Annotated in this window: 23 protein-coding genes, 2 tRNA genes and 1 rRNA gene; 12 read left to right on the top strand and 14 right to left on the bottom strand. The window is 64.9% G+C overall.

All coding sequences use genetic code 11. From position 1 onward, the window contains the following. Window positions 1–15: 15 nt before the first annotated feature. From K2O51_RS29545 to K2O51_RS29530, 4 genes are all read left to right on the top strand, one after another. Window positions 16–1,236, top strand: a complete 1,221-nt coding sequence (locus tag K2O51_RS29545) for a globin domain-containing protein (protein WP_011299348.1) — start codon at window positions 16–18, stop codon at window positions 1,234–1,236. Between the two features lie 70 nt (window positions 1,237–1,306). Continuing rightward, window positions 1,307–1,996 (top strand): type II secretion system protein N, encoded by a 690-nt coding sequence (locus K2O51_RS29540; RefSeq protein ID WP_140949206.1) that lies wholly within the window; start codon window positions 1,307–1,309, stop codon window positions 1,994–1,996. 170 nt (window positions 1,997–2,166) lie between these two features. Beyond that, window positions 2,167–2,739, top strand: coding sequence for an EF-hand domain-containing protein (locus K2O51_RS29535; RefSeq protein ID WP_011299346.1), 573 nt, complete (start codon window positions 2,167–2,169; stop codon window positions 2,737–2,739). A gap of 354 nt (window positions 2,740–3,093) precedes the next feature. After that, on the top strand, window positions 3,094–3,585 hold the full coding sequence (locus K2O51_RS29530) for an Lrp/AsnC family transcriptional regulator (protein WP_011299345.1): 492 nt from the start codon (window positions 3,094–3,096) through the stop codon (window positions 3,583–3,585). Window positions 3,586–3,667: 82 nt separating this feature from the next. Here K2O51_RS29530 and K2O51_RS29525 read toward each other — a convergent pair whose 3' ends face one another. After that, window positions 3,668–4,366: a GNAT family N-acetyltransferase gene (locus tag K2O51_RS29525; RefSeq protein ID WP_011299344.1), complete on the bottom strand. Its 699-nt coding sequence runs from the start codon at window positions 4,364–4,366 to the stop codon at window positions 3,668–3,670. Window positions 4,367–4,742: 376 nt separating this feature from the next. Between K2O51_RS29525 and kefF the strand changes: the two genes are divergently transcribed. After that, complete coding sequence (gene kefF / locus K2O51_RS29520) at window positions 4,743–5,291, top strand: glutathione-regulated potassium-efflux system oxidoreductase KefF (RefSeq protein ID WP_220631694.1); 549 nt, start codon at window positions 4,743–4,745, stop codon at window positions 5,289–5,291. Then, window positions 5,288–7,096 (top strand): glutathione-regulated potassium-efflux system protein KefC, encoded by a 1,809-nt coding sequence (kefC, locus tag K2O51_RS29515; protein WP_220631103.1) that lies wholly within the window; start codon window positions 5,288–5,290, stop codon window positions 7,094–7,096. Before kefF ends, kefC begins: the two co-directional genes overlap by 4 nt. Before the next feature lie 19 nt (window positions 7,097–7,115). On the opposite strand, the gene K2O51_RS29510 is transcribed toward kefC, so the two are convergent. From K2O51_RS29510 to paaA, 7 genes are all read right to left on the bottom strand, one after another. Further along, a complete protein-coding gene (locus K2O51_RS29510; RefSeq protein ID WP_011299341.1) occupies window positions 7,116–7,751 on the bottom strand; it encodes a TetR/AcrR family transcriptional regulator in 636 nt (211 codons plus the stop codon). A gap of 72 nt (window positions 7,752–7,823) precedes the next feature. Beyond that, window positions 7,824–8,618 (bottom strand): DUF1835 domain-containing protein, encoded by a 795-nt coding sequence (locus K2O51_RS29505; RefSeq protein WP_011299340.1) that lies wholly within the window; start codon window positions 8,616–8,618, stop codon window positions 7,824–7,826. A gap of 146 nt (window positions 8,619–8,764) precedes the next feature. Then, a complete protein-coding gene (gene paaE, locus K2O51_RS29500; protein WP_220631102.1) occupies window positions 8,765–9,853 on the bottom strand; it encodes a 1,2-phenylacetyl-CoA epoxidase subunit PaaE in 1,089 nt (362 codons plus the stop codon). A 34-nt stretch (window positions 9,854–9,887) separates the two neighbouring features. Then, entirely contained in the window at window positions 9,888–10,430 is a 543-nt protein-coding gene (gene paaD / locus K2O51_RS29495; RefSeq protein ID WP_140949208.1) for a 1,2-phenylacetyl-CoA epoxidase subunit PaaD, read from the bottom strand. A gap of 13 nt (window positions 10,431–10,443) precedes the next feature. Beyond that, window positions 10,444–11,286: a 1,2-phenylacetyl-CoA epoxidase subunit PaaC gene (gene paaC / locus K2O51_RS29490; RefSeq protein WP_011299337.1), complete on the bottom strand. Its 843-nt coding sequence runs from the start codon at window positions 11,284–11,286 to the stop codon at window positions 10,444–10,446. Between the two features lie 12 nt (window positions 11,287–11,298). Next, window positions 11,299–11,586: a 1,2-phenylacetyl-CoA epoxidase subunit PaaB gene (gene paaB, locus K2O51_RS29485; RefSeq protein ID WP_011299336.1), complete on the bottom strand. Its 288-nt coding sequence runs from the start codon at window positions 11,584–11,586 to the stop codon at window positions 11,299–11,301. Between the two features lie 22 nt (window positions 11,587–11,608). Further along, entirely contained in the window at window positions 11,609–12,613 is a 1,005-nt protein-coding gene (paaA, locus tag K2O51_RS29480; RefSeq protein ID WP_220631101.1) for a 1,2-phenylacetyl-CoA epoxidase subunit PaaA, read from the bottom strand. Window positions 12,614–12,838: 225 nt separating this feature from the next. Here paaA and K2O51_RS29475 point away from each other — a divergent pair, with 225 nt between their 5' ends. Then, window positions 12,839–15,046 (top strand): VTT domain-containing protein, encoded by a 2,208-nt coding sequence (locus K2O51_RS29475; protein ID WP_220631100.1) that lies wholly within the window; start codon window positions 12,839–12,841, stop codon window positions 15,044–15,046. Continuing rightward, window positions 15,007–15,786 carry an endonuclease/exonuclease/phosphatase family protein gene (locus K2O51_RS29470; protein ID WP_011299333.1) on the top strand — a complete coding sequence of 260 codons (780 nt, stop codon included), beginning with the start codon at window positions 15,007–15,009 and terminating at the stop codon, window positions 15,784–15,786. The genes K2O51_RS29475 and K2O51_RS29470 overlap by 40 nt, the downstream gene beginning before the upstream one ends. A 24-nt stretch (window positions 15,787–15,810) precedes the next feature. Here K2O51_RS29470 and K2O51_RS29465 read toward each other — a convergent pair whose 3' ends face one another. Both K2O51_RS29465 and K2O51_RS29460 read right to left on the bottom strand, forming a co-directional pair. Next, complete coding sequence (locus tag K2O51_RS29465; RefSeq protein ID WP_011299332.1) at window positions 15,811–16,461, bottom strand: Vgb family protein; 651 nt, start codon at window positions 16,459–16,461, stop codon at window positions 15,811–15,813. A gap of 37 nt (window positions 16,462–16,498) precedes the next feature. Continuing rightward, the gene (locus K2O51_RS29460; protein ID WP_220631099.1) at window positions 16,499–17,722 is read right to left on the bottom strand and encodes a helix-turn-helix domain-containing protein; all 1,224 of its coding nucleotides are present in this window, start codon (window positions 17,720–17,722) and stop codon (window positions 16,499–16,501) included. A gap of 165 nt (window positions 17,723–17,887) precedes the next feature. Here K2O51_RS29460 and K2O51_RS29455 point away from each other — a divergent pair, with 165 nt between their 5' ends. Then, complete coding sequence (locus K2O51_RS29455) at window positions 17,888–18,358, top strand: universal stress protein (RefSeq protein ID WP_220631098.1); 471 nt, start codon at window positions 17,888–17,890, stop codon at window positions 18,356–18,358. 23 nt (window positions 18,359–18,381) lie between these two features. Here K2O51_RS29455 and K2O51_RS29450 read toward each other — a convergent pair whose 3' ends face one another. The 4 genes from K2O51_RS29450 to K2O51_RS29435 all read right to left on the bottom strand — a co-directional run bounded on the left by K2O51_RS29450 (window position 18,382) and on the right by K2O51_RS29435 (window position 22,975). After that, window positions 18,382–18,660, bottom strand: a complete 279-nt coding sequence (locus tag K2O51_RS29450) for a DUF1488 family protein (RefSeq protein ID WP_011299329.1) — start codon at window positions 18,658–18,660, stop codon at window positions 18,382–18,384. Between the two features lie 106 nt (window positions 18,661–18,766). Then, window positions 18,767–20,869, bottom strand: a complete 2,103-nt coding sequence (locus K2O51_RS29445) for an FUSC family protein (RefSeq protein ID WP_220631097.1) — start codon at window positions 20,867–20,869, stop codon at window positions 18,767–18,769. A 398-nt stretch (window positions 20,870–21,267) separates the two neighbouring features. Next, window positions 21,268–22,512 carry a nucleoside recognition domain-containing protein gene (locus K2O51_RS29440; RefSeq protein WP_220631096.1) on the bottom strand — a complete coding sequence of 415 codons (1,245 nt, stop codon included), beginning with the start codon at window positions 22,510–22,512 and terminating at the stop codon, window positions 21,268–21,270. A 76-nt stretch (window positions 22,513–22,588) separates the two neighbouring features. Next, complete coding sequence (locus K2O51_RS29435; protein WP_011299326.1) at window positions 22,589–22,975, bottom strand: DUF488 domain-containing protein; 387 nt, start codon at window positions 22,973–22,975, stop codon at window positions 22,589–22,591. Window positions 22,976–23,656: 681 nt separating this feature from the next. Here K2O51_RS29435 and K2O51_RS29430 point away from each other — a divergent pair. The 3 genes from K2O51_RS29430 to K2O51_RS29420 all read left to right on the top strand — a co-directional run bounded on the left by K2O51_RS29430 (window position 23,657) and on the right by K2O51_RS29420 (window position 25,418). Beyond that, a 16S ribosomal RNA gene (locus tag K2O51_RS29430) occupies window positions 23,657–25,190 on the top strand. A 64-nt stretch (window positions 25,191–25,254) separates the two neighbouring features. Further along, window positions 25,255–25,331 (top strand) — tRNA-Ile (locus K2O51_RS29425). Between the two features lie 11 nt (window positions 25,332–25,342). After that, window positions 25,343–25,418 (top strand) — tRNA-Ala (locus tag K2O51_RS29420). Window positions 25,419–25,575 lie beyond the last annotated feature (157 nt).

Raw genomic sequence — 25,575 nt, 5'->3', positions numbered from 1 at the left:
ACGGAGCCTTACCTGATGTTGTCTGCTGCTTCCCGCCCCTACATTGATGCCAGCGTACCGGTGCTGCGTGAACATGGCCTCGCCATCACTACCCATTTCTACCGCGAGATGTTCGCGGCGCGCCCTGAACTGACCCAACTGTTCAACATGGGCAACCAGGCCAACGGCTCGCAGCAGCAGTCGCTCGCCTCCGCCGTGTTCGCCTACGCCGCCAATATCGACAACGCCAACGCGCTTGCGCCGGTGGTCGAACGCATCGTGCACAAGCATGCAGCGGTGGGCCTGAAGCCCGCGCATTACCCGATCGTCGGCCGGCACCTGCTGGGCGCCATCTCCGCCGTGCTCGGCGAAGCCGCCACGCCCGATCTGATTGCCGCCTGGGACGAAGCGTACTGGCTGCTGGCCGGCGAGTTGATCGCCGCCGAAGCGCGCCTGTACCAGAGCACCGGCATGGCCGCCGGCGAACGCATCGCCGTACGGGTCGACCGCCGCGAAGTGCAGAGCGACACCGTGGTCGCGCTGACGCTGTCGGCCGTGGACGGCCAGCCGCTGCGCGATTTCCGCCCGGGCCAGTACGTCAGCGTCGAAGTCACGCTCGATGACGGCAACCGCCAGCAGCGCCAGTACTCGCTGTCTGCGGAGCGCGGCCTGCCGACGTGGCAAATCTCGGTCAAGCGCGAGGACGGCGACCACGCCACGCCGGCCGGCGCAGTATCCAACTGGCTGCATGCCAACGCGCAGCCCGGCACGGAACTGTCGGTGAGCGCGCCGTTCGGCGACTTCGCGCCGCGCCTGGATAACCACCGCCCGATCGTGCTGCTGTCGGCCGGTATCGGCATCACGCCGATGCTGTCGGTGCTGCGCACGTTGGCCGCACAAGGCTCCAGGCGCGAGATTCTGTTTGCCCACGCGGCCCGCGACGGCCGCCACCACGCCCATCGTGCCGACGTGGCCTGGGCCAGGGAACGCCTGCCGCAGCTGCGTACCCATATCAGCTACGAACAGCCGCAAGCCGCCGATGTCGCGGGCCGTGACTACGACCACGCGGGCACCATGCCCGTCGCCGCACTGCTCGATGCGCCCGACAACCGTCTGTTTATCGACGGCGACTTCCACCTGTGCGGACCGCTCGGGTTCATGCAGGCGCAGCGGCACGCGCTGATCAGCGCTGGTGTCCCGGTCGGGCATATCCACCGCGAAGTGTTCGGCCCGGATCTGCTCGACGACCTGTTGTAAGCCGCCACAGACACGGTCATAGGGCTCTGATACGCTTGGCGCATTCCATGTCGAGCGTATCCCTGATTCCGTGCAACTCTCCATCCGGCCCGCCCTCCGTCTCGATGCTGCGGCCTGGTTGCCGCGTGCAGCCAGTCTGGTTCTCTTCATCGCACTGTGCGCACTGGCGACCCGCTGGGTGCTGACCTTCAGCGCGATGCGCACGATTCCGGTGCCGCAGTCCGCCCGTGTGGCGCAGACCGAGGCCGTGGAGACGGGCGCCGTCGCCACGCTGTTCGGCGGCTCGGCGCAGGGCGGTGTTCGCGACGTGCAACTGATCGGGGTCGTGGCGGATGTCGCCGATGGCGCCGGCGCTGCAATCGTGTCGCTGGACGGCGGGCCGCCCAAGGCGGTGCGCGCCGGCACGGCACTATCCGCACAAATTCGTCTTGTTGAAATCCACGGCCGTTCCGTGGTGATCGAACGCAACGGCGTTCGCCAGGAAATCGCGCTGCCGGTGCAGACCGGCGCCGCGCGTCCCGGCTCGGCTCCGTTGCCCGCGACGCCACCCTCCGGCGCAGCCGCGCCACTTGCTACCCCGATGACACCGCCCGCGCCGGCGGTCAGCCAGCCACCTGTCCAGTCTGTACAACCCTCGGCGTCCGCCGCCGTGCAGCAACCGGCGGCGCAATCGCACACGCAGGAAATCGATCAGCGCCAGCTTCAGCCCGCCATGGCGCCGGCCGTACCCCCGGCCGATCCCCTCGTGCCGAAGAACTGATCCCGCAGCGCCGGCTGTTCAGTGTGCCTGCAATATTCCGGATCCCTTGCAATCGCTTACGGCCGACAGCCCTATCTGTGAGCCGCGTAACATCGTATTAAAACCGCCAACTTCCCCGCATCGTCCGCGTTCTAATCCGTACATGCCCACGTGATGAAAAGGAGCAAGACATGCAAGGCAAATCCAAGCCGCAGATTCTCAAGCACTTCCTGGCCGCTTCCGCCGCGTTCCTCGTCGCCGGCGGCGCGTTTGCCCAAGCCGCCACCACCGCGCCTGCACCGGCGCCGCGTGGCGGGATGCATCACCACATGGATCACGGCGGTGGCATGTGGATGAAATCGATCGACACCGACGGTGACGGCGCAATTTCCAAGGCCGAGGCCGACGCGCTCTTCAACCGCATCGACACCAACCACGACGGCAAGCTCGACAAGAGCGAGATGGCTGCCTATCGCAAGACGATGATGGAACAGCGTCGCGCCGAGATGCAGAAGGAATTCGATGCCAAGTTCAAGGCGGCTGACAAGAACGGCGATGGCGCGCTGACCAAGGATGAGGCCAAGGCAGGCATGCCGCACCTGGCGGAGCGTTTCGACCAGCTCGACGCGAACCATGACGGCAAGCTGACCCAGGATGAAATCAGGGCCGGCATGCAGAAGATGCATCAGGAACGCATGCAACGCATGCCGCGCGGCCCGGGCGCGCCGGCTGCACCGGGAGCCCCTTCCAGCAGCGGCGGCTGAACCGGTTCGATAGTCCCGGGATGACCGGGACAATGGCTGCGATGCGCGCGCGACCTTCACGGGTCGCGCGTTTTTCTTTTGGCGCCTGTCGCTGACGCCGGCATTTTCGCCGTAAAACGTCGGAACAACCGTAGAATGCCCGCTGCCTGTGCGGCGGGCTTGGCACCATCCTTGCCTTCCCCACGTCGATCGGATGGGTGGGCAAATCCGCCTACCCGGCACCCTGTTTCGCTGAAGGAGTGATGGATACGGCGTCAAATCTGACGGATTCCACAAAAAATTGCGTACTTGTGCACAACTTGCTAAATTTGCGCAAAAAAATTGCAAATAAACATATTGCGGAGCAACGAAATCGTGAGCAAGGTGGAGTTGGACAAGATCGACCGGAAGATCCTGGAGGTCCTGCAGACCAACGGCCGGTTGACCAACCTGGAGGTGGCCGAGCGCGTGAACCTGTCGCCGAGTCCGTGCTTGCGGCGTATCCGCAGGCTGGAGGAGATCGGCGTGATCCGCCAGTACGCGGCGCTGCTCGAGCCCGGCAAGATCGGCCTGGGCCTGCTGGCCTATATCAATGTGCGGCTGGAAAAGCACGGCGGCGCACCGAAGGGCAAGGCGCCGCTCGATCTGTTCCGCGCGGCCATCGGCACCTGGCCGGAAGTCGCGGCGTGCCATGCCATGACGGGCGAAATGGACCTGCTGCTCAAGGTCTATGTCGAGGACATGGAACACTTTGCGCGCTTCATGCAAGAGCAGTTGCTGGCGCACCCGTCCGTGATCGACGTTCGCTCCAGCTTTGCGCTGGAAAGCATCAAGGACACCACCGCATTGCCGGTGGCCGGGGGCTGAGCGCGCGGCCAAAACAAAAACGGCGCATCGTCACGATGCGCCGTCTGGCGTGGGGTCGGTGTCAGGCCGGGCCGCGGTGATATCAGGCGGTGCGCTTCTGCGGCACCATCGAGCGCCAGAAGCGCAGCCCGAAGCGGCGTGCGTCGCGCAGGTTGCGGCGCACCAGGTAGTCTAAATCGGCGACCTGCTCGTCCAGCGCCTCGGTCAGGCGGCTCATGGTGTCCGCAGGCGGCAGTTCCAGGTAGGCGTCGGCTTCGCCGTACGCGTACTGCACCTTCATGCCGGCCTTCTTGGCGATGTGCATCATGGCCGCATTGCGCGACAGGCAGTGCATGTAGAGCGTGCGCACGCTGGTGTTGCGGCCGTGGATGGCGGCGCGCTCGAACAGCGCGCTGCCTATGCCGCGCCCGCGCGCGCTCTTCGACACGGAGACGCCGAATTCCGCCACGCGGCCCTGCGCGTTGTCGCGCAGGTTGGCGAAGTGGCCGACGCCGACCAGCTCGAGCTTCTCGTCATACACACCGAACACGGAATCATGGTCGAAGTCGATGCTGTCGACATACGCTTCGATCACGTGGTTGCCCACGGATTGGCCGAAACGGAGCAGGCGATCCTCCTCGCCCAGGGCGAGGAAATGCTTCAGCAGGCGCGAGCGGTGATGGGCGGCCAGCTCGCGCACCAGAACGGTGGCGCGCTGGGCGGCCTGTGCGGCTTCGGCTGCTTTGCGCAGATCTTCGTCGGTAACGGCGCCGACGGCCTTGCTCAGTTCGAGCGGATTCACGATGTTTCCTTCCCGGTGCAATCCGGTGCAATCAGCGATAAAAATAGCACCGCTGTGGTATTCGTCTAGGCACTTTTCGCATCACTGCGTGCCAGATTAGGGCAAACACTATATTGATGCAATTTGAAAAGTATTGTAGCGGAACTGTCAGTTCGGCGTAAGCTTCCCGCGTCGCAGCAGCGCTGCGCGAACCCGATTTCGATAAAAACCTTCATTAAAATCAAAAACTTGAGAAAATGTGATCGATTGTTTCAGCTGTCCGGCTGTGGATTTGCTGCAACGCCGCATTCCGTTCTGTCGCAGTGCCCCCGCTGCGATAGGTACGCCTGAAATTTCGGACTAAACCGCCGTGACGAAAAGCGAATCTCCGATTGTTGTGATCTATGCGCACCCCACGCCAGGCCGTTCACGGGTCAATCGCCCGTTGGCAAAGGCGCTCGCCTCACAGCCTCACATTGATGTGCGCGACCTCTATTGCCGCTATGTCGATTACGACATCGACGTCGTGGCCGAGCAGCGCGCGCTGGCTGCCGCGGACACGGTAGTTCTGCAATACCCGGTGCACTGGTACAGCGTGCCACCGCTGCTGAAGCTCTGGCTGGATGAAGTGCTGGAGTACGGCTGGGCCTATGGCCCCGGCGGCACGGCGCTGCGCGGCAAATCCATGCTCGCTGTGGCGAGCACCGGCGGGACCTTCGACTCCTATGGGCCGGAAGGCAACCACGGCCATCCGATCGAAGCGTTCCTGCTGCCGCTGGAACAGACGGCGCGCCTGTGCGGCATGGACTGGCTGCCGCCGCAGGTCCTGCACGATGCCGACAACACCGACACTCAGGCGCTGGCCGAGCATATTGCGCACGTTTGCAGGCGCATCGGCGCTCATACGGATAGCCCGGTAGCGGCAGGCGCGGAGGTGCGTGCATGAACCAGCATGATTTCCTGATTGCACTGGTGGTGTTCCTGGTGGCGGCCGTGGTCGCCGTGCCGCTTGCGCGCCGCACCGGGCTTGGCGCGGTGCTGGGGTACCTGCTTGCCGGCGCTGCCATCGGCCCGTTCGCGCTGCGTATGGTGACCAATGTCGAGTCGATCCTGCATTTTTCGGAATTCGGCGTAGTGCTGATGATGTTCGTGATCGGCCTCGAGTTGGAGCCGCGCAAGCTATGGGCGCTGCGGCGGAGCATCTTCGGCTATGGCGGCATCCAGCTGGCGGCGTGCGCGCTGGTGATCGGCATCCTCGCGGCGCTTGTGGGAGCGCCATGGCCAGTGGCGCTCGTGGCGGGGCTCGGGCTGGCGCTGTCATCCACGGCCATTGCGCTGGCCACGCTGGGCGAGCGCAACCTGTTCGGCACGCCTGCGGGTGGGGCGAGCTTCGGCATCCTGCTGTTCCAGGACATCGCGGCGATTCCGATGATCGCGCTGCTGCCGCTGCTGGCAGCAGAGAGCGCGGCCGACGCCAGCGGCGGTGGCTGGCAGTCCGCAGCCAAGGCCGTGGCGGTGATTGCCGCCGTGGTTTTCGGCGGCCGCTACCTCGTCCGTCCGGCCTTGCGCTTCATCGCGCGGACCGATATGCGCGAGATGTTCACTGCGTTCGCGCTGCTGCTGGTGGTGGGCATTGCGCTGATGATGGATGCGGTGGGCCTGTCGATGGCGCTGGGGACTTTCGTCGCCGGCGTGCTGCTGGCCGATTCCGAGTACCGTCATGCGCTCGAGGCCGACCTGGAACCGTTCAAGGGCCTGCTGCTCGGCATGTTCTTCATGGCGGTCGGGATGTCCATCGACTTCGCCGTGCTGGCGCGCGCGCCGGGCACGGTCCTTGGACTGGTGGCTGTGTTCGTAGTCGCCAAGACCGCGGTGCTGATGTTCCTGGGCCGCTATTTCGAGATCGCACGCGGACAGCGGCTGCTGTTCGCGCTGCTGATCTCCCAGGGCGGCGAGTTCGCCTTCGTCGTGTTCGGCGTGGCCGGCACGGCAGGCCTGCTGCCGCGCGAGACCGAGGCGCTGCTGGTGCTGATCGTGGCCTTGTCGATGGTAGCCACGCCCTTGCTGCTGCTGGCTTATGACCGTCTGGTGGCGCCGCGCCTCGGTGTGACCAAGCGCCGTGCGGATGAGGCCATCACGCCGCAGAACAACCCCGTGATGATCGCCGGCTTCGGGCGTTTCGGGCAGATCATCGGCCGCTTGCTGTACGCGCAGGGCGTCGGCGTGACTGTGCTGGACCACGATCCCGACCAGATCGAATTCCTGCGCCAGTACGGCTTCAAGATCTTCTACGGCGACGCCACGCGTCTGGACCTGCTCGAAGCAGCGGGCATTGACAAGGCACGCATCCTGATCGTGGCCATCGACGGCATGGACGACAGCCTGCAACTGATCGACCGCGTGCGCGAGCGCTATCCGGATCTGCAGATCTATGCGCGCGCGCGCCATGTCTCACACATCTACCAGCTCAAGGACCGCGGCGTGAACCTGTTCGAACGCGAGATGTTCGAGGGTTCGCTGATGCTGGGCCGCCGCGTACTGGAAGGGCTGGGCTTCGATCCGGCGGAGGCCCGCAACGTGGCCTTGCGTTTCCGCCGGCACAACATCCAGGCCATCGACCGCTTCTATCCGCATTACACGGACCAGAAGAAGCTGGTGTCGCTGGCGCGCCAGGCGCGCGACGAACTGCAGGAGATGTTCCGCCAGGACCGCGAGCAGCGGCGCCAGCGGGAAGAGGCCGAATGGTCCTGATGGAGGCGCTGGCCCGCGTTCAGCGCCGCGCCAGCAATTCCGCGGACGCGGCGGCCTTGCCCGGCAGGCCGCCTTCGAGCAGGTCCACGACCATATCGGCAAACGCCCCGTAGGACAGCTTGCCGCCCGGCTTGAGCCAGGTGAAGGTCCAGTTGATCATGCCGAACACGGTCATGGTCAGCGCGGTCTGGTTTTCGCGCGTGACGCGCTCCGGGTAGGCGCGCCGCAGCATGCGCGAGAACGCCGCAACCACGTCGCGCTCGCGGCCGAGGATCAGGTCACGCTGTTCCTCGGCCAGGAACTTGACGTCGTTGATCAGCGCGATATGGCGCGTCTGCGAGTTCTCGTACTCGGCCAGGAATGCGCGGATCAGGCTGGCGAAGCTCTCGCGGTCGGTGCGGCCCTGGCGTTCGGAATCGGCCTCGACCTCGGTCACGATCAGCATCAGCCGACGCGTGTAGCGGTCCAGCAGGTCGAACAGGATCGCTTCCTTGCTCTCGTAATAGTGGTACAGGCGCGCCTTCGACGTGCCGCACGCGGCGGCCAGGTCGGCCATCGAGGTGCTTGGGTAGCTGCTGTTGGCAAAGGCGGCGGCCGCCAGTTCCAGGATCTGCTCGCGCTGTGCTTCGAAATCGGGTGCCTTGGTTCGCGCCATGTCGTTCCGGCAGGGAGTGTCCGGGAAGGGGAAATAAGAAGGAGCGGGCTGGTCCGCTAATCCGCTATTCCGTTATTCCGCGCTGGCAATCACGTGCCGGCGCAGCTCGCAGGTATCCAGCGAATCCGCGTTGCCGCGCAGGACCATGCGGCCCATGGAGATCAGCTCGCGGCAGCGCCAGAACACGAACCAGTCGCTGGCCAGCAGGCCTTCGATGGCGCCCATCACGCTGCCCACGACTTCGGCGGCAGGCGTCCACTCGGACGGCGCGCGCTCCATGATGATGTCATCGATGCTGTGGTAGGCCGCTGCCACCAGCGTATTGCCCTTCCACAGCCGCACGTCGGCGTTTTCGCGCACGTTCTGCTGCCATTCGTAGCCGAGCCGGCCCAGGCGCAGCACGGACACCGGCGCGATGGTCGAGAAGCGCCGCGCCAGCCGTGCCGGCGAATACATGCCGATGGCGGCCAGCCCGGCCTGCGGCGGCAGTTCCAGCTCACGCAGGTCCATCGCGACTTCATTGATGCGCTGGGGCGCCTGGTAGAGGTGGAATACGACCCGGCGCAGCATCAGCTGGTCGGCCGCGCTCTGGCCGTGCCAGATCGCGATTTCCATGTCGCTCTGGCGCAGCTTCTGAAGCTGGTCGAGCGCCTGGCGCATTTCGGCGGCGAAATCGATGTCGGTGTGCGGAGCCACGCGTTGCCAGAAACCGGAACGGATCGACCCGGTGCTGTCGACGTCCACGAGCGGGCCCACGGCAAGGTCGTCGCGCAGCACGACCACGGGGTCGGGCCGGGCAGCCTGGGCCAGCGCCTGGCGCAGGGTATTTCCGGCGACATCGCCGTTGACGACGTGGATATATTGCATGGCCGTGATTGTATATGCGTGGGACGGTTCTCAGTCACCTCCAGGCGTCCGCAACGCGCTCCCTTCCCATTGTAATCACGGCGCGACTTGGGCAGCCGGGCGTGCCAGACACCGCGCGCGGCCCGGCGCACGTTTGGCGCGGCGGCTCAGCGTTCGTCGTAGCTGACCACCACGCGGGGCGTGAGCGCGCGCGCCTGGCAGGTCAGGACGAAGCCCTTTTCCATTTCCCACGGCTCCAGCGTGTAGTTCTTTTCCATCTCGACCTGGCCTTCCAGCACCTTGGCCCGGCAGGTGCAACACACGCCGCCCTTGCACGCATAGGGCAGGTCCAGCCCGGCGGCCAGCGCCGTGTCGAGCACTTTGCCGTCCTCCATCGGCAGGCGCATGGTGTGCTGCTTGCCATCGAGCACCACGACCAGCTCGGCCGTGCCGGCGTCGTCGGCATGGGCGTGGGGGGGCGCGCGCTTTTGGCGGTCCACCGGCACACCGAACCGCTCGGCGTGGATGCGGTGCGGATCCAACCCGGCATCGCGCAGCGCGGTTTCGACCTCGTCGATCATCGAGGCCGGTCCGCACACGAACGCCGCATCGATGCCGTCCACCGGGATCAGCGTCTGCAGGAAGGCCGTGACCCGGGCGTGGTCGAGGCGCCCGTGCAGCAGGTCGACTTCCTGCGGCTGGCGCGACAGCACGTGGTACAGCGTGAAGCGCGACAGGTACTGGTTCTTCAGGTCTTCGAGCGCTTCGGAAAAAATGATGCTGTCGACATTGCGGTTGCCATAGACCAGCGTGAAGCGGCTCTGCGGTTCGGCCGCCAGCGCGGTGCGGATCAGCGACAGCACCGGCGTGATGCCGCTGCCCGCGGCAAAGGCGACATAGTGGCGTGCCGCGCCCGCGTCGAGCGGCACATGGAAGCGGCCGTCCGGCGTCATCACATCGATAAGCTGCCCCGGGGCCAGCGTGTCATGGAGGTGGCTCGAAAACACGCCATCCTCGACGAGTTTTACTGCCACTCGCAGCTCACCGCGCTCGGCATAGTCCTGCACGCCGCAGCAGATCGAGTACGAGCGGCGCAGGTCCTGGCCATCGACCGGGGCCTTCAGCGTCAGGAACTGCCCCTGTGTGAAGCGGTAGGCGTCGCGCAGGGTCTCGGGCACTTCGAACGCGATGGAAATCGTGTCGGCCGTCTCGGGGCGCACCTGCGCCACGCGCAGCGGATGGAACTGTGGGGTCATGGCAGCTCGCTCGGGACGGCGGGGTTGGTAACGGTTAGTAGGGTTTGAAGTAGTCGAACGGTTCGCGGCAATCGAGGCAACGGTAAAGCGCCTTGCAGGCCGTCGATGCGAAGCGCGAGATTTCCTGCGTATGGCGGCTGCCGCAGCGCGGACAGGCCACGGTATCCGGTGCGCCGGCGCGGGCGGCGCGCGGCACGAAGCGCAACGGCTGCGTGGCTGGTGCCGCGTCGCATTGCCGCGGCGGCGCAATGCCGAATTCGCGCAGGCGTTCGCGTGCGGCGTCGCTGATCCAGTCGGTCGTCCACGCCGGCGATAGCGCCGTGCGGACGCGCCAGGGCCCGAGTCCTGCCGCGTCGAGGGCCTGGCCGATGTCCTCGGCGATCTGCGACATGGCCGGGCAGCCCGAATACGTCGGCGTGATGGTGACTTCGAGCGTCGCGTCGTCGGCTACGGCAATATCGCGCAGGATGCCGAGGTCCCGAATCGATACCACGGGGATTTCGGGGTCGGGCACCGACTCCAGCGCAGCCCACGCGCGCGTGGTGCGTTCGGCGTCGGAAAGCGCAACAGTGTTCATATCGGGCCCCGTGCTACCACTGCGCGCCAGGATGGGCCCGCGCGAGGCTCTGCATTTCGGCCAGCAGGTAGCTCATATGTTCGGAATGCAGTCCATGCTTGCCAGTCGAAACAAAGGCGTTCGGCACCGGCTTTTCCAGCGTGGCCTCCGCGAGAGTTTCGTCGACCGTCGCTTCCCATGCGTCGCGCAGGTCGGTAGTCGGCACCGCCACGCCCTGCGCGGCGGCGAGCTGCTCCACGTCGTCGCCGGCGAAGCATTCGTTCATGTACGGCATCAGATGGTCAAGCGCGCGCTGCATGCGCAGGTGCGAAGCCTCGGTGCCATCGCCAAGGCGCACCATCCAGCCAGCGGCGTGGTGCAGGTGATAGCGTGCTTCCTTGACCGATTTCGCCGCGATAGCGGCCAGCTCCGCATCGGTACTCGCCTGCAGCACGTTCCACAGTTCCACCATCAGCGCGCTGTACAGGAAGTTGCGCGTGATGGTGACGGCGTAGTCGCGGTCGGTGCTGGCGGTGCCTGCCAGCGGGCCGCTGTGTGGCAACTCGGCCAGCGTCCAGTTGCAGAACTCGCGTTCGGCGCGCCAGTACGCGTAGTTGTCCTCATGGCGCGGCCTGCCGGTCAGCGCGCCTTCCAGCTCGCCGGCATGGGCATAGAGCAGCCGCGCCTGGCCGATCAGGTCCAGGCTGATATTCGCCAGCGCGATGTCTTCTTCCAGCACCGGGCCATGGCCGCACCACTCGGCGTTGCGCTGGCCGAGAATCAGCGCGTTATCGGCGAGCCGCAGCACGTAGCGCAGCGCGGCCGTGCGCTCAGGCGGCAGATGCGACAGCGTGGTGTCGGTCGTCGGGGTCATCATGGTGCCGGGCCCTTACATATGGTTGACTTCGTCGGGTAGCTGGTAGAAGGTCGGATGCCGGTAGATCTTGTCGGCCATCGGGTCGAACAGCTCCGGCTTTTCCTCGGGCGCACTGGCGGTGATCGCGGTGGACGGCACCACCCAGATCGACACACCTTCCTGGCGGCGCGTATAGACGTCGCGCGCCATGTGCAGCGCCTGCTGGGCATCGGTGGCATGCAGGCTGCCGCAATGCTTGTGCTCCAACCCCTGCTTGCTGCGCACGAACACTTCCCACAGCGGCCATTCCTTCTGCGTCATGCTGGTCTCCTTGTCCTTTGCGTCAGGCGGCTTCACGCTGTGTTTCGCGCGCGGCCTGCTTGGCCGCGTGGGCCAGCGCCGCTTCGCGCACCCAGGCGCCGTCTTCGTGGGCTTTCACGCGCGTCGCCAGACGTTCGCGGTTGCACGGGCCATCGCCGTTGATCACGCGCCAGAACTCGTCCCAGTCCAGCGGGCTGTAGTCATAGTGGCCGCGCTCGGCATTCCATTGCAGGCCCGGATCGGGCAGCGTGACGCCCAGCACCTTGGCCTGTTCCACTGTCGCGTCGACAAACTTCTGCCGCAGGTCGTCATTCGAAATCCGCTTGATGCCCCACGCCATGGTCTGCGCGCTGTTGGTGGATGCCGAATCGGGCGGCCCGAACATCATCAGCACCGGAAACCACCAGCGATCGACCGCGTCCTGCACCATCTCGCGCTGGGCGTCGGTGCCGCGCATCATCGCCAGCAGCGCGTCGAACCCCTGGCGCTGATGGAACGACTCTTCCTTGCAGATCCGGATCATGGCGCGCGCGTACGGGCCATACGAGCAACGGCACAGCGGGATCTGGTTCATGATCGCCGCGCCGTCGACAAGCCAGCCGATCACGCCGACATCGGCCCAGGTCAGCGTCGGGTAGTTGAAGATCGATGAATACTTGGCCCGGCCCGTGTGCAGCGCGTCGACCATCTCGTCGCGCGACGTATTGAGCGTCTCCGCGGCGGAATAGAGATAGAGGCCGTGTCCGCCTTCGTCCTGCACCTTGGCCAGCAGGATGGCCTTGCGCTTGAGCGACGGTGCGCGGCTGATCCAGTTGCCTTCGGGAAGCATGCCGACGATTTCGGAGTGCGCGTGCTGGGAGATCTGCCTGACCAGCGTCTTGCGGTAGGCCTGGGGCATCCAGTCCTGCGGCTCGATCTTGCTGTCGGCGGCCATGCGTGCATCGAACGCCGCCTGGCGGCTGGCGTCGTCCGCGGCTGCGGTCACCGAAGCGGGATTGCCGGGCAAATCCAGACTCTGCGTGTACATAGGAGCCTCCTTTGGCAGCGGCTGTCCCGGCTCTGACGGCCGGCTTTGCGCCTGTGGTTCGGCCCCATTATATATAAGCCGACCGGTCGGTCAATTAAATGGCATGGCAGCGGCGTGATGGCAACTTTTGCAATGGCAAGTAAGCCAGGCGCGACATCGGATCCGTGATGGCGGCATATTGGGCCCTGCCCACCGGTACGAAACTTGCGGGGTCTACCCTTCGCCATGACAAACGATGCCCATCCCTCGCTGCTGCGTCCGGGGCACAACTGCTGGCGCGTGGAGCCCTGCACGCGCTTTGCGATGCTGGTCGATGCGGACGCCTATTTCACCGCACTGCGGGAGGCATTGGCACGTGCGGAGCAAACCATCTATATCGTCGGATGGGATATCGACAGCCGCATGCGCCTCGCGCAAGAGGGGCCGGAAGATGGCTTGCCCGCCGAACTGCGCGACTTCCTTCATGCGCTGTGCAAGCGGCGACCTGACCTGCACGTCTACGTGCTGAGCTGGGATTTCGCCATGGTGTTCGCGTTCGAGCGCGAATTCCTGCCCGCGGCACGGCAGCACTGGGAGGCGCACCGGCGCCTGTCGTTCTGCCTGGACGGCAATCATCCGCCCGGTGCGTCGCATCACCAGAAGGTGGTGGTCATTGATCACGCGCTCGCGTTCGTTGGCGGCCTGGACCTCACCATCCGACGCTGGGACACGCCCGAACACCGCGCCGACGAGCCGCTCAGGACCGATCCCGACGGCAAGCCCTACGCGCCATTTCATGACGTGCAGTGCATGGTGGACGGCGACGCGGCGCGCGCGCTCGGCGATCTCGCCGCGGAGCGATGGCTGCGTGCGACGGGTCGCCATGCACGCGTGCCGACGGCGACTGGCGCGGACCCGTGGCCGAGCCGGGTGCCACCGGACGCCACGGATGTACGCGTCGGCATCAGCCGTACCTATCCGGCGCGCGATGATGCGCCCGCCGTCACCGAGATCCGGGAACTCCATACCGATGCGATCGCTGCCGCGCGCGACAGCCTGTATCTCGAAAACCAGTACTTCAGCTCCGCACTGATCGCCGACGCATTCGCGGCCCGGTTACGCGAATCCGACAGCCCTGACATCGCACTCGTCTCGCGCCGGACGGAAAGCGGCTGGCTCGAGGAAGCCAGCATGGGCGTGCTGCGCGCGCGCCTCTGCCGTACCTTGCGCGCCGCGGACTCACACGGTCGCTTCCGGCTTTACTGCCCGCACGTGCCGGGCCTGCGCGATGCCTGCGTCAATGTCCACAGCAAGGTGATGGTCGTTGATGACCGCCTGCTCATGATCGGCTCCGCGAACCTGAGCAACCGGTCTTTCGGACTCGATACCGAATGCAATCTCGTGATCGAATCGAACGGCGACGCGCGCATCGCCGCATCGATCCGCGCCATGCGTGACCGCTTGCTGTGCGAACACCTGGCGGTCTCGCCTGATGCGCTGAATCAGGCGCTGGCCGAGCATCCGCGGCTCAACGATGCACTGCGCTCGCTGCAACGCTCGGAAGACCGGACCCTCGTGCCATTCATGCCCAGTGTCCCGGACGAGGTCGACGCGGCGTTGCCCGACGCCACGCTGCTCGATCCGATGGAGCCGATCGACACCGACCAGGTCATGGCAGAGTTCATCGGCCACGATGCGCGCCCGCGCGCCGCAAGCCACGTGGCGATGCTCGTTGGGTTCCTGCTGGTGCTCGCCGGCGTGGCGTTTGCGTGGCGCTATACGCCACTGCGCGAATGGGCCGATGTCCGCCACCTGCTGGTCCTGATGGAGCGCGTGGACGAGATGCCGCTCGCGCCGCTCGTGATGATGTGCGCCTATGTCGTCGGTGGGATGATGCTGATCCCGGTGACCGTGCTGATCGTGGTCACGGTAGTCGTATTCGGGCCCTTGTATGGCGGCGCGATGGCGCTGGCGGGCACTGTGCTGAGCGCTGCGGTCGGCTACACGGCAGGGCGCCTGTTGGGTCGCAACGCCGTGCAGCGCTTCGGCGGCCGGCGGCTGAACCGGCTCAGCCAGCGCGTAGGCCAGCACGGCGTGCTTGCGATGGTGGCACTCAGGCTGGTGCCAGTCGCGCCGTTCACGCTGGTCAATCTTGTCGTGGGCGCCTCGCGCATCCGCCTGCGCGATTGCCTGCTGGGGACGGCCATCGGCATGTCGCCCGGCATCATTGTCTCGGCGTCATTGGTGGATCGCATTGCCGCCGTAGCGCGCAATCCGGGCGCGCTGACGTTTGCGTGGCTCGCACTGGTGCTGCTCGTGCCCGTGTGTGTGTGGGTGTTGCTGCGGCGAAGACGCGAGCGCCGCCGCCGGACCACACGTGCGCACCAGCCACACGACACAGGCGTGTGCCATTCATGCGGTGTGCGCACCGCGCCGAACGAGAGAACGCGGTGAACGCGCCAGAAGCACCGCTTGCCGCCCGGCATGCCGAGATCGCGGTGGCGAGCTACAACATCCACGGCGGCGTCGGCACCGACGGTCATTTCGTGCCGAAACGCATCTGCGAGGTGCTGCGCGAGTTGCGGGCCGACCTGGTCGCGCTACAGGAAGTGGAAACCCGCGCCACCGGCTTCGATATGCTCGGCTTCCTGTCCAGGCATACTGGGCTGCATGCAATACCAGGCCCGACGCTGGTGCGCGACGATGGCGACTATGGCAATGCCTTGCTGACACGCTATGCGCCGCTGCGCGTGCGGCACATCGATCTCAGTGTGAAAGGGCGCGAACCGCGCGGTGCCATCGATGCACAGCTGCAATGCGACGCGATCGAAGCCGGCACGTTCGCGCTGCGTGTGATTGCCACGCACCTGGGCCTGCTGCCCAGCGAACGCCGCGCACAGGTGCGCCGCCTGCTGACGGCGCTGGCCGAAGTACCCGCCCAGCCGACCATCTTGCTTGGCGATGTCAACGAATGGTTTCTGTGGGGCCGGCCGTTGCGCTGGCTGCATGCCTATTTCGAACGCACGCCGCATGTGTCGACGTTTCCGTCGCGTTGCCCGGTGCTCGCGCTCGACCGCATCTGGACATCGCCGCGCGCGCATCTCGTCGCAGTGTCGAGCCACCGCAGTCCGGTGGCTCGGCTTGCATCCGATCATCTGCCGCTGCTCGCGCAGATGCGGCTGACTTCGCGGTAAGGCACGCTGTTCCAGAGTTGACGATCAGGTCTGTGAGGCGTCCTTCCGTGGACGGCGGACGGCCCTGAGCTTGCCGCTGCTTCCACCGCCGCAGAAGAACCGGTCCGCGCCATCGGACTCAAGCCCCGATACCGCGACGCCCGCAGGCATGTCGAGTCGTTCCAGAACCTCACCCGAGCGTGGGTCGATGCGCCGCAAGTCGCTCTCTTCGCCTTCCCATGTCCCATGCCATAGCTCACCGTCCACCCAGGTGACCCCGGTCACGAAACGGTTGGATTCGATCGTGCGCAGCACCTTGCCGGTGTCGGGATCGATCTGGTGGATCTTCCGTTCGCGGTACTGTCCCACCCAGAGCGATCCTTCGGCCCAGGCCATGCCGGAATCGCCGCCACCGCCTGGGGCCGGAATGGTCGCGAGCACGCGGCCGGTCTGAGGATCGATCTTCTGGATGCGGCTTTCGGAGATCTGGTAAAGGTGCCGCCCGTCGAACGCCGTCCCGGCGTGCGCGGGGACCTCGATGGTGCGCACCGTCTGCCCGCTCGCCGGATCGAGCGCGTTGAGCCTGTCTCCAGAGCCAAACCACACCTGGCGCCCGTCGTAGGTAACGCCATGGATGGCCTCCACGCCGGCAAAGGGCCCGTATTCACGAATGACTTCCGCTGCGGATCGCTTCATGTTCGTGTCCTCGTCACTGGTTGATGTGCGTTTCATGCTAGCTGCCGGGTAGCGGCCCAGGGAGTAACAAGGTCGTCGCGAATCCGGGTATCGGGGGGGTGATCCACCGGCGTGCACGCCCATGGCCGATCGGCTGGACCTTGCCGGTCGCCGCCAGTGCGTCGAGCGCGCGCTGCATGGTGCGCTGGCTCGCGCCGAGCGCCAGCGCCAGGGCGGAGCTTGACCACGACTCTCCGTCCGCGAGGCAGGCGAGCACGGTGGCATAGGCGTCTTCGACCGGCAGCGCCAGCACAACGACTCCGGGCGCGTCACGTGGTGCCAGCGCGTAGCCGTGCCTCGTCGCGGATACGTCAGCGAGCGGCCCGAGTGCAGCGCGTAGCCGTCCGATTTCCACGCGCAGGCGCGCGCGATGCGAGGCATCGGCGAATTTCATCCGGAACGCACGGGCGATCAGCGTGTCGCGGGGCACATCACCCGGCCATGCTTCGGCGAGCGTGCGGGCGAGCGAGAACAGAACCGGCCGCCGGGCCAGCGGAACCAGGGTGGCGGCGTCACGTACGACGAGGCGGCATGCGTCGACGATGAGCGTTCCGGATGCCAGCAGCGCTTCCACCTCATCGAGCATGAGCAGCCGTTCACGGCCGCGAGAGATCCGTCGCGCGGCCGGTGTATCGAGGACACGGGATGCGGCTTCGACCTCCGCCATCAGCGCCGGGATGCCTGCCCGACGGGCTGCGTCCCGGGCACGGGCGAGCGCGGTGTGCGCCACACCGGTTTGCAGTCGCCGGATAGCGATGCCGGCGACTGCAAGTTCGTGCGCGGCGTGCAGGGCAGCCGGAAGAGGTGTGGCGGGGTCAAGGCCGGCAAGCATATGGTCAGCCGCCTCAAGCTGGCCAATCAGCAGCAGGCGGCGCACTTGCAGATAGCGCGCCTGCGCGGCGTTGGCGCGGTCGCCGTGCGCTTCCAGTGTTGCCCGCGCAGCGTCGAGCGCCTTCACAGGCCAGTGCAGGTCGCGTGAAACTAGCGCGATCTCGGCTTCGGCGACAACGCAGCGCGCACGGGCCATGATCTCCTTCGGACCGAAGGCACGTGCAGCCTTGCGCAGCAGCGCCTTCGCGAGCGAAAAATCGCCGAGCTGCGCCATTGCGATCCCGCGCAGTGCGAGCGCTGGCGCATCGTCGCGCAGGGCGACGCGGTTCAGCGCGCCGAGCGGGTCACCGGCCGCCAGCGCACGGGCCGCGGCGGTGATCAGGGAGTCCATCCTAATCCCACCACACTTGTCTTTTCCACCGTTGGAAGGTTGGGCCTAATCTAGCACACGAGATCTGCCGATAGGCCGCTCCGCGTGCCGCTGGCAGCACGTGTAGTATCGTCCTGGCGGCCCTTGCGCCGCCATCCCTTTTTCCTGTCTGTGGAGGTAACGAAGATGACTGGCGCGGCGTACAACAAGATCGTGGTGGCGGTCGACGGCAGCAGCACGTCGACCTTGGCCTTGAACGAGGCGGTTCGGATCGCGGGCCCCGGCGGCGCAACGGTGCTCGCGCTCTATGTGGTTGACAACGCGATGCCGCTCTTCGATGCCGGCTTCTACGATCCGAGCCAGGTGCAGAAGGCAATCGTCGAAAGTGGCCAGCGTGCGCTCGAAGATGCGGCCAGCCGACTGGCAGCCGCCAATGTGAAATACGAAACCCGGCTCGTCAGCGATGCAGCGGTGCCTGGGGACATCGGTGCGTCCATCAACGAGGCTGCCCGCCAGTGGGGCGCCGACCTGCTCGTGATCGGCACGCACGGCCGCCGCGGTGTCCGCAGGCTGGTGCTGGGGAGTGTGGCCGAAGCGTTGATCCGGCAGTCGACCATGCCGGTGCTGCTTGTGCGCGGCGAAGGCGCTGCGGACTGATCCGGTCGGCAGTCCGGAAATCGTTACCCGGCGAAGCGGAAATGTCCGCTGCGCAGCACGATCTCGCGGGCCTCGGTCAGCTCGAACAGGCTTTCCGCCAGTTGTTCGATACGCTGGCGATTGCTGGTGAAGGCCGCCAGCAAGTCTTCTTCGCGCGGAGAACGCGCGCCAAAGTGCGCCTCCAGTGCTTCCGCCGTGACGGAATACTGGGTGGGGCTGCCGTTGACCGTTGCAGGACAGGACAGCCTCAGGCTGGCCGCGCAGTAGGTCGGATTGGCGCGAGGAAACGAGACAGCGGACATGGCGTACCCCTCGTGCGGTCGACGAACGAATGAGAACATTCTAGGACATCGGCTGCTGCGGTAAAGGTGGCCAGATCAAACGCTGGCTGGGACAACCGGATTGCCATTAGGCGCTCCGCGCGTAGCCGAACGGCGCAGCGGCTGACTCCGGCCTTTGCAACGCCTTGGCGACGGCATGCGCGGCGGCAATGTGCGCGTCGGCGTAGTCTGCCTGTTCGGCCAGGAAGCGCTCGAATGGAAGCACCGGCAGGAACTCTGCTGCCTGTCCCTTGTACTCGGAATGGCAGTCGGTCCCGCCGGTCCTATATCCCGGGCGCACCGCGACTTCCGCGAGCCGGGTCTCCAGAGCCGCCAGGGCGGCCTGCACCGGTGCGCGCGGGAGCTCGGCGAACGAACCCGACTCTGCGCCGGCCCGTACCACGCCAGCCAGCGCCGCCATGCGGCGTGCGGTGGCGTGCATCTGTGCATAGGCCTGCGCGGCATCGGGCGACAGTCCGTGGCCATGCTCGTCCCGCGTACGTTCCGCGCGGGTCGATGCCCGTCCGGCCGAGATCCGCAAGGCTTCGAGCCGCGCGGTGCCAGCTGCACCCGAGCGGGCTGCGATAAACGCGGCCCGAAGATAGACGGCATTGACGGCAAGCGCGTCGAAGGCGTGTCGGAACATGCGCGAACGCTCCACACGCGGCGCCAGCACGTAGTAGCTCGCCAACGCGATCAGGCAGCCCAGTGCCGTATCGATGCCCCGCAGGGCGGCAAAGTGGCTGCTGTCGACCGCAGGCGCCCCTATCCATGAGAACAGGATGACCGCCGGCGTCAGGCAGAACGCAAAGCCGGCAGGCTGCGCCGCGAGCCGGCTTGCGTATGCGCCGGACAGGAACAGCGCGCTGATGCCCAACGCTACCGCTGGCTCGGGATGCAACAGGCCAATCGCGCAGGCGAGCAATGCTCCGGCGAGCGATCCGGCGAAGCGCTTGAGCGAGATCTGGCGCGTGGTCTGCAATTGCGGGCTTAGCACCATGATGACGGTGACGGCGACCCAGTAGCCGTGATCCACATGCCACCACTGCGCGGGCAGCAAGCTCAGGCAGCCGCCGAGGGCCAGACGGATCGCATGGCGGCCGGCCAGTGCGTCGCGGGCCGTATGTTCGCGGAGCGCGCCGCGCAGGCGGTCCACGACATGCCACAGGCCGCGGCACGGCCAGGCGAATCCGGCACGCCAGCGTTCGAAGTCCGGGTGCCGCGCCAAGGCCGCCAGCGCTGACTGGTATGGCGGCGGCGCACTGGCGTTGGGCACCGGCGCAACCAGCCGCCGCAGCTCATGCCGGAGTGCCACGCCCAGGGAAGGCAGGTCCGCCGCATGCCGGGCCATCGCGTGGCGGACCTGCTCGTGCGCATCGGCCATGCAGCGCGCGATGTGCCGCAACGGCAGAGAGTGCGCGGGGCCGGCTCGTTCACGCAGTTCCGCCGCGACAATCAGCAGGCCGAACAGGGCATCCGCGATCCCGACGACATACGCGTAGTGGATCAGCGCGTAGGCGTCCCGCAGGTTGCGGCGCGCTTGGATAGCGCGTCGTGCCGCCTCGATATGGTTGCGGATGTCTTGCTTGCAGGCGGTCAACGTCCGCGCATCGCCGCCGTCGGCGAGTGCGGAGGCGAAGCGTTGAAGCGCGGCATAGGCGGCTTCGGTCTCAGGGCGCGGACGCATTTCGCGGCGCGAGGGAATCAGAGCGAGGCAAACCAGGCAGGCGAATGCCCCGCCCCGCAGGTATCCCAGCCCGGAATCCAGCAGGTGGGCGGCGACATCGTGGCTTGCGACAGGCTGCAGGCAGGCGGCGATCAGCACCACATAGAGCAGCTTGGCCGAGATCGCCGCAGCGGGGCCGCGCGTTTCCGCAAAGCCCGCGGCTAGGCCCGCGACCAGCACGACAGGTACAGCGGCAAACGGGCTGAAGGCCACGGCGGCACCGATCGCACTCGCGACTGAGCCACCGATGCCGACTGCGCCAAGGCTCGCAAGACGTTGAGCGGCCGTGCCTTCCCGGTCGGCGAGGCATGTCCAGATGGAGGCGGTCGCGGCCCAAAGGTAGTTTGTCTGACCGCTGAGCCAACCCATGCCGGCGAGAGCGATAAATGAGCCAGCATAGATCAGGCCGCGGCGGATCAGCGCGGGGTCAGGCCAATAGCGAAGCAACAAGGGTAGGACTGGCATAGGCGTGAGCGGGTGCTGTGGCCACTCTACGACAGCGTATGTTGCGATGCAACAAAATCGCGAATTGCTCCCTTGTCTGCAATGATTTGCGCCACTGTTGCCGCCACCACCGTCAATGGTGACTGAAGCGATACATATCCCCGCTGCAGGCACGTCTCGCCCAGAATTCCGATGAGAGCGGGGGCTTATGCCGAAATTTGGGCAAAAAAAACCCGCGCAGTGTTCTGCGCGGGTTGGAATCCACCGAGGTGGTGGAGGAGACAGACTTCACTATACACGTCTTGCTGCGACGCACCAAGCCGACCCTCGGGAATGTTTGCTTTCTGACACAATGTTGTTGTCCTCTTACAACAGATGATGACGAACCACGCTACTGTGCGCCTCATGAGGCGTTTTTGCTATCGAAAAAGATAGGCGGCGCCCACCGCGCAGAAGAGCCCGGCAACGTCAGCAAACAGAGCACACCCAAGCGCATGGCGCGTATTGCGCACATTGACGCTGCCAAAATAGACCGCCAGGACATAGAAGGTGGTTTCGGTCGATCCCTGGATGATGGCAGCCAGCCGCCCCTGGAAGGAGTCGACGCCGTAAGTGGTCATGACATCGACCATGAGTCCGCGCGCGCCGGCGCCGGAAAGTATTTTCATCAGCCCGACCGGAAGCGCCGGGACGAAATCAGTGTTCAGGCCAAGCCAGGCGAAGCCCGCGGACAGCCACTGCATCAGGATGTCCATGCAACCGGTCGCGCGGAACAGGCCGATCGCGACGAGAATCGCCACCAGATACGGGATGATCTGGACCGCGACGCCGAACCCTTCCTTGGCGCCGTCGATGAATGCCTCGTAGACATTCACGCGGCGTATCGCCCCACATATCAGGAACACGGTGATCAGCGACAGGATGAAACCGCTACCCGCCAGGGCAGTGAGCCGGCTGACCTGGTCTGGCGGCGCGTGGCGAAGCCAGACCAGCAGCCCGCCTACGCCAAGTGCGCCCAGCGCAAAAGCGGCCAGCACCACAGGCCGCAACAGGTTCAGCCGCTGCACCCAGGCAACGGCCAGCAGGCCTGCCAGGAACGAACCGCCAGTCGCCAGCAATGTCGGCAGGAAGATGTCGGCCGCATTGAACCCGACCAGCCCTTGCTTGATCGCGATCGCCTGCCGCATGGCGATGACCGAGGTTGGAATCAGCGTCAGGCCCGCCGTGTTCAGCACGATGAACATGATCTGCGCGTCCGTGGCGACATCCGGGCGCCGGTTCAGCGTCTGCAATTCCCGCATGGCGTTCAGACCCAGCGGCGTCGCCGCGTTGTCCAGCCCGAGCAGGTTGGCCGAGACGTTCATCATCATCGCGCCCTGGGCGGGATGGCCCTGCGGCACGCCGGGGAAGAAGTGTCGCAGAAGCGGGTTGACAAGTCTGGCGAAGGCGTCGACCACGCCGGCCCGCTCGCCGATGCGCATGATGCCAAGCCACAGACTCATCACGCCGGCCAGTCCCAGTGAAATCTCGAACGCCGTGCGGGCGCTGTCGAACAGGCTGGCCAGCATGGCGGGAAATACGGCGAGGTCGCCGTTCGCGAGCCGAATGCAGGCAGCCAGGAACGCAATCAGGAAGAAGCCGAGCCAGACGAAATTCAGGACCATCGGAAATAGGAGCAGAGAGGGAGCGCCGCCGTGGGGCGGCGGCCCCGCGCGGATAACTGTGGCAGTGGAAGCTGTGTCAGCCGATCACTGCGCCGCGCTCGGCGAGTAAATCGCGCAGTACCGAGCGGTGGCAATGCGCTTCATCCTCGCAATAGCAACCGATCGAGAAGTTGGTCTGGTGTGACAGGGCCGCGAGCAGGTCTAGCGTACGGCTGGCATCGGGTCCGGCCATTTCCTTGCGGAAATGCCTGACGAAGGTGCGCCAGGCCTTGTCGTCCGTGGCCGCGAGCGCCTGGGCAACCAGTTCTGGCGTCGGTGATAGGACGGGATACCAGACGTCATAGAAATCGCGGCTCGCGAATTCCGCCTTTGGCACGCCGCGGGGCGGTCGTCGGACAGTGCCGATGCGAAGCCCTTCATCGGCGGCGCGGGGGGATCCCAGTCGAACGATCCGGATTGTCATGGAAGTTTCCGCCTGGGCGGTAGCGCTTGGTCAGGCCTTGATCATGAATCATCGTGTCGTGCATGACAAACATCCGCACCTCCGCCATTGCATTCCTCTACCAAGTCGCTCGGGGAGCCACACACCAATAGGCACTCTATATAGAGAAGCCTCGATTTGGTCCGGTAGCCTAAGCTGAAAGAGAATAAGTGCGGCGGTCGCCGCTTTATGGGGTTTGGCGATTTATTTCACCAAACCGCTTGCCAAGGGTGATTTGCTGCCGTACTATTCGCTCCCTCGCAACACAACGCGGCGCTGCAAGGCAGGGCTGGCAAGGGCTGCGGGGCAACTGGGTGGTTTGGAGCGAGGGGTTTAGCGCGACGAACCGAAGCAAAAAAAAGTGCTGACCCGGTTGACGAAACGAAGAAAGTTCTGCATAATCTCGTTTCTCTGCTGCTGACGCAGCGACGCAAACGGCAAAGCCGGTAGCGTGGCCTGAAAGGGCGGGTTCTTTAACAACCAAACAACCGATAAGTGTGGGCGCTGGGTAGCGGACGCACGAAGTCTTCGGACTTCGGAGCTTCAAAAGTTATCAGTGCTCGCACAGCAAAACGTGACTGGGTCTACGGATCTGGTCAGTCAGTTTTCTGAGAGTGAGCGACCGCTCGAAAGAGCGAGGACCTTCGGGTCCACACAGAGATTGAACTGAAGAGTTTGATCCTGGCTCAGATTGAACGCTGGCGGCATGCCTTACACATGCAAGTCGAACGGCAGCACGGGCTTCGGCCTGGTGGCGAGTGGCGAACGGGTGAGTAATACATCGGAACGTGCCCTGTCGTGGGGGATAACTAGTCGAAAGATTAGCTAATACCGCATACGACCTGAGGGTGAAAGCGGGGGACCGGTAACGGCCTCGCGCGATAGGAGCGGCCGATGTCTGATTAGCTAGTTGGTGGGGTAAGAGCCTACCAAGGCGACGATCAGTAGCTGGTCTGAGAGGACGATCAGCCACACTGGGACTGAGACACGGCCCAGACTCCTACGGGAGGCAGCAGTGGGGAATTTTGGACAATGGGGGCAACCCTGATCCAGCAATGCCGCGTGTGTGAAGAAGGCCTTCGGGTTGTAAAGCACTTTTGTCCGGAAAGAAAACCCTTGCCCTAATACGGTGGGGGGATGACGGTACCGGAAGAATAAGCACCGGCTAACTACGTGCCAGCAGCCGCGGTAATACGTAGGGTGCGAGCGTTAATCGGAATTACTGGGCGTAAAGCGTGCGCAGGCGGTTTTGTAAGACAGGCGTGAAATCCCCGGGCTTAACCTGGGAATGGCGCTTGTGACTGCAAGGCTAGAGTGTGTCAGAGGGGGGTAGAATTCCACGTGTAGCAGTGAAATGCGTAGAGATGTGGAGGAATACCGATGGCGAAGGCAGCCCCCTGGGACATGACTGACGCTCATGCACGAAAGCGTGGGGAGCAAACAGGATTAGATACCCTGGTAGTCCACGCCCTAAACGATGTCAACTAGTTGTTGGGGATTCATTTCTTCAGTAACGTAGCTAACGCGTGAAGTTGACCGCCTGGGGAGTACGGTCGCAAGATTAAAACTCAAAGGAATTGACGGGGACCCGCACAAGCGGTGGATGATGTGGATTAATTCGATGCAACGCGAAAAACCTTACCTACCCTTGACATGCCACTAACGAAGCAGAGATGCATTAGGTGCCCGAAAGGGAAAGTGGACACAGGTGCTGCATGGCTGTCGTCAGCTCGTGTCGTGAGATGTTGGGTTAAGTCCCGCAACGAGCGCAACCCTTGTCTCTAGTTGCTACGAAAGGGCACTCTAGAGAGACTGCCGGTGACAAACCGGAGGAAGGTGGGGATGACGTCAAGTCCTCATGGCCCTTATGGGTAGGGCTTCACACGTCATACAATGGTGCGTACAGAGGGTTGCCAACCCGCGAGGGGGAGCCAATCCCAGAAAACGCATCGTAGTCCGGATCGTAGTCTGCAACTCGACTACGTGAAGCTGGAATCGCTAGTAATCGCGGATCAGCATGCCGCGGTGAATACGTTCCCGGGTCTTGTACACACCGCCCGTCACACCATGGGAGTGGGTTTTGCCAGAAGTAGTTAGCCTAACCGCAAGGAGGGCGATTACCACGGCAGGGTTCATGACTGGGGTGAAGTCGTAACAAGGTAGCCGTATCGGAAGGTGCGGCTGGATCACCTCCTTTCCAGAGGCGCGCGTTCTGCGTGCTCAGTGTCCACACTTATCGGTTTGTTTGCTGTTACAGCCAAGGGTCTGTAGCTCAGGTGGTTAGAGCACCGTCTTGATAAGGCGGGGGTCGTAGGTTCAAGTCCTACCAGACCCACCAAGTTATCCGAGGGGGGATTAGCTCAGCTGGGAGAGCACCTGCTTTGCAAGCAGGGGGTCGTCGGTTCGATCCCGTCATCCTCCACCACCGCTTACGAGCGGGACGGAAGTACCTTGGTTTGGTTGGCCAAATGCAAGCGCTCTGCAGAAGAGTGTTTGCATTTGGCATTGCCAAGCGATCGCAAGATCGGCTGTTCTTTAACAATATGGGATGTAGTAAAGGTGTCGCGCGAGCGTTGATGAGA

The organism is Cupriavidus pinatubonensis, from assembly GCF_019602855.1.
Classification (GTDB): domain Bacteria; phylum Pseudomonadota; class Gammaproteobacteria; order Burkholderiales; family Burkholderiaceae; genus Cupriavidus; species Cupriavidus pinatubonensis.
Note: the sequence above shows the minus strand (reverse complement) of the source record. Positions and strands in the feature narration are given on the sequence as shown.